The organism is Pseudobutyrivibrio sp. 49 (assembly GCF_900100545.1).
In the GTDB taxonomy this organism is placed as follows: domain Bacteria; phylum Bacillota; class Clostridia; order Lachnospirales; family Lachnospiraceae; genus Pseudobutyrivibrio.
Genome location: NZ_FNDP01000015.1, coordinates 62,288 through 72,177, shown reverse-complemented (window position 1 = coordinate 72,177; position 9,890 = coordinate 62,288). Strand labels below are relative to the sequence as shown.

The following is a 9,890-nucleotide window of genomic DNA, read 5'->3' as shown; positions in this document are numbered from 1 at the left end:
TTCTTAGGACAATGTACAGCCAGCAAGAATCATGTAAAAATTGTAACTCGTCATGTCTGGGAAGAATACATGGAAGCATGTGAAGATATAAGACAGACCTTAGGTATGAAAGATTTATACTCTCACAGAAAAGAAACCATTGAAAGAATCTTTGGGACAGCTAAAGAGAATCATGGTTTCAGATATACACAGATGTATGGTAAGGCGCGCATGGTAATGAAGGTTGCGCTTACCTTTGCGTGTATGAATTTAAAGAAGCTAGCAAAAATACAGCAAGAATGGGAATTGAAAATGGCCTAAAAACAGGTCTTTTTACACAAAAATAAAAATAGAATCTTAGAAAAAAGGAAAGGATGCTGCAAAACTTGGTTTTGCAGCATCCTCTTTGTCTACACTCTGAAAGGACTATCAATTTGATAGTCCTTTTAATTTGCATATTATGCAAAAAAGAATAAGTAAAAAGCCTGTGCCCAAAGTGCTACGATAACAGCAACACTTAAGATGATTGCACCAATTGCTCTTGTAAGGCAGTGAGAATCTTCAATCTCAGCTGATCTCTTTGCATATGCTACGCTTGATACAATGTAATTTAAGAAAAATAATGTAACTGCAGTAAAAATAACTAATACGATAAGGTTTAACATTTCTGATATCTCCTATAAAAAACAATTCCTTAAGTCCGAAAGGTATTTTACAGGGTCAGAGATGATTGCACAATAGTTATAATTACCATAAAATATTCAAAACACACAAATTACTATAACGATTTTGTACAAGATTGCCAACAAGCCTTCCTATCATCTACTTATTCAGATAATCGAAAGTCCCTAAATCATAGTGTTTAGAGTACATATCCTCCAAAGACTCAATCGCAAGAGAACCGCTAAACAAAAGCTTATCAAAGGAATGATTAAACTCTCCCTTGAGGTAGTCGTGGTAACTCATGTATGCGAAGACTTCCATAATAGATGCATTTGACTTATAGATAGTACTCAGATCAATGATATCTATATTAGGAAGATAGGTGTTTGTGTTCAGAGAAAAGGCTCTGACAGAAACGATAGGTCTTTCTTCTGTACTGCTGGCATGCAGGGTGGCAGCAACTTTAACTGCCTCAGCATTTCCACCGCCTACGACACAGCTTCCAATTTCCTGGAAAGTGTTAGGGGTATCTGCTACAAAATAGTTGTCATAGTCCTGAAAGGACAAAACATTTCCTGCTTTTTTTTCATGATGTTCAGCAACACTCAAATTAAATTTTTCTGCGGCACTGGCAATTTTCTGAAGTTCGCTAAAGAGAGTCATATTGCCTATGGTGATTGCAGTGTGTTTAGCATAATCTATAAGCTCAGTGAAATCATATTTCTTACTTTCTGAGAAGTCTGCAGGAGCAGGTTTTACAGCATCGATTGTGAAATCGCTGTAATTATAATCAGGATAGTTCTCTCTGACATATATCATTGCTTTTTTAAAATCTGCAAACAGACATCTGCGAAGATCAATATGTTTTACATCTTCTATATTTAAGGAATCATCTTCTTGTTCGTCCATAGCCGCTTGTATGTGATAGTTTAGCTGAGTTTTAAACATAATATCATTAATAACCATATAAATTATCCTCCACTACTAACTGAATAATAGCATATTTTGTACTGCACTTACAGAATTATCACTATATTTAGTGATAATTTATTGAAAACTACTAAAATTGAAAGAGTTTTGTTATGCAGAAATGTGAAAAATCTGTGAATAACTACACAGATATGCCGAAATAGTGTATTATAATGATTGCCTGCATTGATGGTCCCGAGATTACAGTTAATGGTAGAGATTTATTGATAGGAGGTAAGGATTCATGAATAAAGATGATATACAGAGTATTTCGAAGTTAATTAATGATTTGGATCAGAAAGCTGCAAAAGCAGTTGCAGATAAAGATTATGATGAAGCCTTTACCATTTATCAAGAGATTCTCGGTGCCTATGAAACCTTGAGACTTGAAAAGAGCTGTGGGCGTACATTATTAAATATGGCAAACGTTATGTTGCTTAAAGGTGATACCGAGAAGGCAAAGGAATATATAGACATTGCTGCTGATATAAATGATTTGCAGAATGATTATATGGATTGTGTAAACATTCAGATTCTCAGATCTAACATGTATCTGCCATCAGCATATCGTTGCGTAGAGGTATAGGGGAAGATTTATAATAAATATAAATTTGGTGCCACATCTATTATTGGATGTGGCATTTTTCTTTGTGAGCAAGAAACTGATTGAGCGAAATTTAGTTTATTGTTACAATACTATTTATCAATAAAAATAGTATTGGAGAAGGTTGTGAAAGACTTAAAGCATTTATATTATTTTGAAAAGTTATTGGAGGATTCCTATAACGACTTATGCAGACAGGCTCAGTCTGAAGGTAAGAAAGCAATCGGACATGTTTGTTTTCAGATACCAGAGCCACTTTTAAATCTGCCAGGTTGTTTCTCCACACGTCTACGTGCACCTCGCACAGGCTCCATTGAAATGGGAACCTATTATATGAGTTCCACTTTATGTGAGGCTTGTCGTGCATATCTTGAACGTGCTCTTGAGGGTGGATTCAATTTCCTAGATTGCATTTTGGCGCCGGATGCATGCGCTCAGATGAATCGTTGCGTGGAAAATATAGAAAAATTAAAGACTAATCCCAAGGATTCATTCTTTGTTACATACGCAGATGTTCCTATGAAATCTGATGAAACTGCTCTAAGACACTATGTAAAGCAGATGCGTATTCGTGTGCTCGAGCCACTTCAAAAAAATTTTGGCGTCGACATTTCTGATGCTGCACTTCGCAAGGCAGTAGAGGAGCAAAATGAGATTAGCCGATTGATTACAGCAATTGGTGATTATCGTAAATGCGATAATCCTGTTATTACAGGATATGAGTTTGCTGTGCTGTGTCTTGCTACATACTGCTGTCCTAAATATCTTCTTATAGAAAAGCTACAGGAGACACTAGAGGAGCTTAAGACTCGTGAGCCTGATTCACCTGATAAATACCGCATCAGGGTAGTAGTGGTTGGTTCTGAGGTGGATGATCCAGAATTTATCAAGCTTGCAGAGGAATATGGTGCTCTTGTAGTAGCTGACAGATACTGTTTCGGTTCTTTGCCTGGCAGACAGGAGATTGTGCTTAATGATGAGGAGGATGTCCTCACTCAGATTTGTCGCACCTATTTACAGTGGGGCAAGTGCCCTCGCTTTTTCAATCAGGACAAGATTTTTGAAAGACGTGATTATGTGGATGCTCTTGCAAAGGAATATCACGCTGATGGTTTGATTTACGAGCAGATAAAATTCTGTGATTACTGGGGCTATGAGCGAGCAGCAGCCTTTCATATTATGGAGGATGAGTATGGCTGGCCAGTGCTTTCAGTAGACAGACCATATTCTGTTCGTTCATCAGGTCAGCTTCGCACACGAGTACAGGCTTTCGTGGAGCGAGTTGAAATGAAAAAACTTGCACAAGAGAAGGCAGAAAGGAGGGCGAACTAATGGGAAAAGCAGTTGGAAGTGAGCCACTTGGAAAAGCGATTTATTCAGGGCGTCGCCCTCGCCGCCGCAGAGAATGGCGTGGCTTTAGAGATACCTGGTACGACTACACACGCTGGCTTTACTATCTATCAGTGCTGGCTAGATTTATGATGAAGCCAAACAATTTCAAGGGCTTCTTTAGATATCGTTGGATGAGCAATTATCTTGAGGTTCCGGATTTTATGGATCGTCACACAGAAGGACTTCGTGGAACAGCACTTCGTCTTGCTCACGAAGGAATCGGTCTGATTGTTATCGATATGACACTATCTCTTACAGATATGTTTAAGGCTGATCCTGAAATTGGAAATGATACCGAGCTTTCAAAGAAGATGGTTATCTTCGATGAAAATATGATGAGTACTCTTATGGGTGGCTTCCGCAATCTTAAGTGGGTCAGCTATGAGGTACCTGCCATCTATGCCAGCTCCTTTATGTGTCAGGAAGGTGTAATGCATTATGTAGACAAGACCCACGAATATGGAGTTCCTACAGATGTTTGCCCAATGCCTGCTGCGGAGCTTGGAGCAGCCATTGATGACGATTTGCCTAAGATAGGTGCCTGTGCAGTTCAGTGTAATACTACCTGCGATGGCAGTCTTATGGGCGGTGGACTTATGGCAAGAAGTATGGGTATACCTACATTCCAATTGGCATCGCCAATCCGTCATCGCCAGGAGAGTGTGCAGGAATATGCAGGTGAGGAAATTTTAAATGCCATTCACTTTATCGAGGAGCAGACAGGTGAGAAATTCGATTGGGATTATCTTTTTGAAAATATGGCTCGCTTCAATGATGAAACAAAGGAATTTTTAGAGTGGCTGGAAATCAATAAGACACCATATCCACAGCTGCTGGGAGCCACACTTGGTTTCTATAGATATGGTGAATATATGGCAGCCGGTGGACGTAGTCCGCTCTTTTTAGAGACAAGTAAGAAGATTACAAAACTTGCAACTGAGGCTTATAGGAATAAGGAAATGGCCTGCAAAGAGTATCGCCATCGTGCAATCCTTTGGGGTGTTCAGGCTGCGTACTATACCGCATTTCCGAATTGGCTTATGAACTGCTGGGGAATCGTGCCAATCAATGACATGCTTTGCTGCGTTTCTACAGAGATGGTCAGCACCACAGACAAACATCAGGCACTTCTAGATTTAGGTTATCTCTACGAAAATATGATTATGAGAAGCCGCTCTAATGGTGGCTATGAAACAGGTGTGGAGGACCTTTTCAGAATCTGTGAGCAGATGAACGCAGATATGGTCATCATGTATGTGCACATTGGGTGCAAATCTATGGCAGGCTACCATGGCCTTTTTGAAGAAGAGGCCAGAAAGCGCGGCATTCACTGGATTTGGGTAAATCACAATCTGATGGTACCTTATGACGGCACCCGACGTGACATGCGCACCGAGGTAAATCGCTACATGCGCACCATCCTCAAGGAAGAGCCAGTGGACCCAAGCCTGGAGGACTTTGATGATTCACTCTGTTGGTAGTTTTTATAAAATATGGTGTTTGCTAAGGTCTAAGCTTTCGGCTTAGGCCTTTTTATCGCGATAAAGATATTCAAGCTGAACACTTTTTAAACTTTGTGAATTATTTTTTTATAAAGTGAAACTTTTTCACTCACCACACGTCTAATGTATGTAAGAACAATTGAAGGACGCTTTGATTATTCTTAATACTGTGTGCACAACAGGAGGCTGCTATAAATGCAGAAGCGAGACATAAATGAACTTATAGTAAGAGCAAAAAGGCGTGATAAGGATGCTTTTACTGAACTAATAAATAGACATATGCAGGACATGTACAAGGTGGCACTGGCAATTCTTATGAATGATGAGGATGTGGCCGATGCCATTCAGGAGACAATCCTAAATTGTTGGGAGAAAATTGATACACTTAGGTTTAACAAATATTTTAAAACTTGGCTTACAAAGATTCTCATGAATAATTGTTATGACATCATTAGGAATGGGCAGAATCAGGCCGAGATTCATGAATGGGATGAACCTACCTATGAGGACGACTGTAACCTAGAGCTGAAAGAAGCTTTGAGTAAGCTTGAGGAGAAATACAGAGTTATCATAGTGCTGTTTTATTGGCAGGGTTATTCCATCGATGAGATTTCAAAAGTATTAGAACTCCCGGCGAATACAGTCAAAACCAGATTAAAGCGTGGCCGAGAAAGATTGGCCAGATATTACGAGATAGTTGAGTAGAAAGGAAGACAGTGATATGGATAAAAAGAAGTTAATAATATCTGATGCTGAAATTCCTACAATAGTTCAGGAAAAAGTAGACCTTGCCTTTACTCAGATTTATGAGGAAGAGGAGAGGACAATGAAAAAGAGAAGCTTTAGAATTGTTAAGAAAATAGTAGCAACAGCTGCAGCCCTTGGCGTAGTGATTCTATCAGGTGTATGTATTACAAATCCTTCTTTTGCAGAAGAGGTTCCTGTTGTTGGAAATGTATTTTCGAGTATTGGCCATAAACTTGGTTTTGGTGGGGATTATGAAAAATACGCAAAACCAATTGCATCAGATTCATTAAATGATGCTGTGGCATTAAGCCAGACTGTGGATGGCAATACTGTAACTTTGCAGGATATCTATTGCGATGAGAAAGCAATGTATATAAGTATGATTATTGAGTCAAAAGAGGCGTTCCCAATTAATCAGATGTATCCTGATTTGGATAACAAGGACATGTATATGTTTTATCTATTTGATTCAAAATTAAAATATAGCTTTGAGACAGAGGATAGTAGTTATAATAATAATTCTTTAGATTATTTAAGTGGAGAATTTATTGATGATAATACATTCCAGGGAGTCGTAAAGGTCGATTTAGATTATGTGCTGAATTACTACTCAAAGGATGTGCTTGATAGTAGTGATTATTATACAGACGCCAATACACCAGTTTCACATTATGAGTTGCCTGATTCCTTTACAGTAGATTTTGAACTAAATGATATTGTTACTGATATTAATAATCCGGAATTTAGTAAGTTGTCAACAGAAGAACAAGATTCTCTTGGCTTTAGGAATGAATATGAAAATTGGTGGATTGATGGTCCTTGGAAGTTTTCATTTGAAGTAAAGGTTGATAGAGAAAATACTACATCAAGAACCATTGCCGTTGAAGGTGTATCCGGGCTTAGTGAGATAACAGTTTGCAAAACACCATTTGAATTAGAGTTAGAATATGATGATCCAAATGCGGATTATATTGTTGTTGCCCTTGATAAGGATGGAAAACATATGTCGGCAGTTAATAATTTGGATATGGTTCCAGTGGATGGACATGATATCTCTGAAATAACGCTTTATGTTTGCGACTACTATGATTACATGGACGAAATAAAGGGGCTTCAGTTAGAAGGTGATGGAGCAAAAGATATTTTGGATGAAAAGGCTCTTTGGAGTGGAAAGATAGAATTCTAAAAAAGGCATAAATAAAGGCTTTTTATAGACAAAATATAAAATATTTATTAATTATTAGCACTCTCTCTTGTAGAGTGCTAATTTTTGTGTTAGAACATAATTAAGAAAAGAGAAGGTACATCATCTGCCACCCTGGCGAAGGGAAGGCTAGGGAGAAAGGAGAAGATTTATGAATATCCAGAAATTTACACAGAAATCTATAGAAGCCATAAATGGCTGTGAAAAGATAGCAATGGAGTATGGTAATCAGGAGCTGGAGCAGGAGCATCTTTTAATGGCGCTGATGCGTCAGGAGAATGGTCTGATTCCTTCATTGATTAGCAAGATGAATATCGACACTACTCAATTCGTAAATGCGATAGACGCTGCTCTTAGTGCCAGAGTGAAGGTGCAGGGAGGACAGCTTAGAGTAGGTCAGCAGCTTAATTATGTGCTTACCTATGCAGAGGATGAAGCAAAGGCTATGCGAGATAGCTATGTTTCGGTAGAGCACCTTATGCTTGCTATGATTAAAAAGCCAAGCACTCCTATTAAGAATATTTTTAAACAGTTTGGTATAACAAGAGACAGCTTCCTTGCAGTCCTTGCAACAGTTAGAGGAAACCAAACCGTAAATACGGATAATCCAGAGGCTACCTACGACACACTTGAGAAGTATGGCTACGACCTGGTAGAAAGAGCAAGAGATAACAAGCTTGATCCAGTAATTGGTCGTGATGAGGAAATACGAAATGTTATCCGAATCCTAAGCCGAAAGACAAAGAACAATCCAGTTCTTATCGGTGAGCCTGGTGTTGGTAAAACAGCAGTTGTAGAGGGTTTGGCACAGCGTATTGTTCGTGGTGATGTGCCAGATGCACTTAAGAATAAAAAGGTATTCTCACTTGAGATTGGTTCAATGATTGCAGGTGCAAAATACCAGGGCGAGTTTGAGGAGAGATTAAAGGCTGTCCTTGATGAGATTAAAAATTCAGATGGCGAAATCATCCTGTTTATTGATGAATTACACACAATCATCGGAGCAGGAAAGAATGGCAGCGGTGGACTTGATGCAGGTAATATGTTAAAGCCTATGCTTGCCCGTGGAGAGCTTCACTGTATCGGTGCTACCACCCTTGATGAGTACAGAGAGTACATTGAAAAGGATGCTGCACTTGAGCGTCGTTTTCAGCCAGTTATGGTTGATGAGCCTACAGTCGAGGATACTATCTCAATCCTTCGTGGACTTAAGGAGCGCTATGAGGTATTCCACGGAGTAAAGATTACAGATGGTGCATTGGTCTCAGCAGCCACCCTTTCAAACAGATATATCTCAGACAGATTCCTTCCAGATAAGGCAATCGACCTTGTGGATGAAGCCTGTGCACTTATTAAGACAGAGCTTGATTCAATGCCGGCAGAGCTGGATGAAATGAACAGACGAGTTATGCAGCTGGAGATTGAAGAGGCAGCTCTTAAAAAGGAGACAGATAAGCTTTCTCAGGATAGACTAGCTGACCTTCAGAAGGAACTCTCAGAACTTCGAGACGAGTACAATACAAAGAAGGCTGCATGGGATAACGAGAAAAAGCTGGTGGAGGATGTTACAAAAATCCGCGAGGAATTAGATGACGTTCAGGGCCAGATTAAGATTGCTCAGCAAAAATATGACCTTGAAGAAGCAGCAAAGCTTCAGTATGGCAGACTTCCAGAGCTTGAGGCCAAGCTTGCTGATGCAGAGGAAAAATTAAAGAGTAGGGATGCAAATCTTGTTCATGAGAATGTTTCAGAGGATGAAATTGCAAGAATCATTTCCAGATGGACAGGCATTCCTGTGGCAAAGCTTAACGAGAGTGAGCGCAGCAAGACACTTCATCTTGATGAGGAATTGCACAAGAGAGTAATGGGACAGGATGATGCAGTAAAGCTTGTTTCGGAGGCTATCATCCGTTCAAAGGCAGGTATCAAGGACCCTACAAAGCCAATCGGCTCATTCCTATTCTTAGGACCTACTGGTGTAGGTAAGACAGAGCTTGCAAAGACTCTTGCACAGGCACTTTTTGATGATGAGAACGCAATGGTTCGTCTTGATATGTCCGAGTACATGGAAAAGTTTAGCGTGTCTAGACTTATCGGAGCGCCTCCAGGATATGTAGGCTACGATGAGGGTGGCCAATTGACAGAAGCGGTGAGACGTAAGCCGTATTCGGTAGTACTTTTTGATGAGGTTGAAAAGGCACATCCAGATGTGTTCAACGTGCTTTTACAGGTGCTTGATGATGGTCGAATCACTGATTCCCAGGGACGTACAGTGGATTTCAAAAACACAATCATTATCATGACCTCAAATCTTGGTTCACAGTATCTACTTGATGGTATTGATGAAGCAACTGGCGAGATCACCGACGCGACAAATGAGCTGGTAATGAATGAGCTTAGAAATTCATTCCGACCAGAGTTTCTTAATAGACTTGATGAAATCATTATGTTCAAGCCTCTTACAAAGGATAACATCGGAGGTATCGTAGATCTTATCCTTGAAGAGCTCAACCAAAGACTCGAGGATAGACAGCTTAAGATTGAGCTTACCTCAGCAGCTAAACAATTTGTAATAGATCAGGGCTATGATCCAGTATATGGTGCCCGTCCACTTCGTAGATTTATTCAAAAAAATGTGGAAACTATGGCTGCAAAAATCATCCTTGGTGGAGATATTCATGAGGGTAGTACCATTACAATTGATAGCGATGGAACTCAGCTAACAGCGAAATAGTGACAATTTGACAAATATAATCAATGGACTCTGTGGATATTTTACCACAGAGTCTATTTTTATGTAGATAAGGCAATAATTGATAAATAGACCGCA

At 39.5% G+C, this 9,890-nt stretch carries 8 protein-coding genes and 1 pseudogene; 7 read left to right on the top strand and 2 right to left on the bottom strand.

What is annotated here, in order from left to right; all coding sequences use genetic code 11:
* Positions 1-282 (top strand): annotated as a pseudogene (locus BLP54_RS11950) (transposase); the annotation flags it as partial.
* Positions 283-437: 155 nt separating this feature from the next.
* Here BLP54_RS11950 and BLP54_RS11945 read toward each other — a convergent pair.
* Positions 438-644: a hypothetical protein gene (locus tag BLP54_RS11945; RefSeq protein WP_090169960.1), complete on the bottom strand. Its 207-nt coding sequence runs from the start codon at positions 642-644 to the stop codon at positions 438-440.
* 157 nt (positions 645-801) lie between these two features.
* A complete protein-coding gene (locus tag BLP54_RS11940) occupies positions 802-1,608 on the bottom strand; it encodes a hypothetical protein (protein WP_090169958.1) in 807 nt (268 codons plus the stop codon).
* Positions 1,609-1,855: 247 nt separating this feature from the next.
* Between BLP54_RS11940 and BLP54_RS11935 the strand changes: the two genes are divergently transcribed.
* The 6 genes from BLP54_RS11935 to clpB all read left to right on the top strand — a co-directional run bounded on the left by BLP54_RS11935 (position 1,856) and on the right by clpB (position 9,794).
* Complete coding sequence (locus BLP54_RS11935; RefSeq protein WP_090169956.1) at positions 1,856-2,197, top strand: tetratricopeptide repeat protein; 342 nt, start codon at positions 1,856-1,858, stop codon at positions 2,195-2,197.
* 144 nt (positions 2,198-2,341) lie between these two features.
* Positions 2,342-3,547 (top strand): 2-hydroxyacyl-CoA dehydratase family protein, encoded by a 1,206-nt coding sequence (locus tag BLP54_RS11930; protein ID WP_090169955.1) that lies wholly within the window; start codon positions 2,342-2,344, stop codon positions 3,545-3,547.
* A complete protein-coding gene (locus tag BLP54_RS11925) occupies positions 3,547-5,088 on the top strand; it encodes a 2-hydroxyacyl-CoA dehydratase family protein (protein WP_090169953.1) in 1,542 nt (513 codons plus the stop codon). The genes BLP54_RS11930 and BLP54_RS11925 overlap by 1 nt, the downstream gene beginning before the upstream one ends.
* 216 nt (positions 5,089-5,304) lie before the next feature.
* Entirely contained in the window at positions 5,305-5,814 is a 510-nt protein-coding gene (locus BLP54_RS11920) for an RNA polymerase sigma factor (RefSeq protein ID WP_090169951.1), read from the top strand.
* A gap of 16 nt (positions 5,815-5,830) precedes the next feature.
* Entirely contained in the window at positions 5,831-7,042 is a 1,212-nt protein-coding gene (locus tag BLP54_RS11915; protein ID WP_090169948.1) for a DUF4179 domain-containing protein, read from the top strand.
* Positions 7,043-7,211: 169 nt separating this feature from the next.
* A complete protein-coding gene (clpB, locus tag BLP54_RS11910; protein WP_090169947.1) occupies positions 7,212-9,794 on the top strand; it encodes an ATP-dependent chaperone ClpB in 2,583 nt (860 codons plus the stop codon).
* Positions 9,795-9,890: the final 96 nt, after the last annotated feature.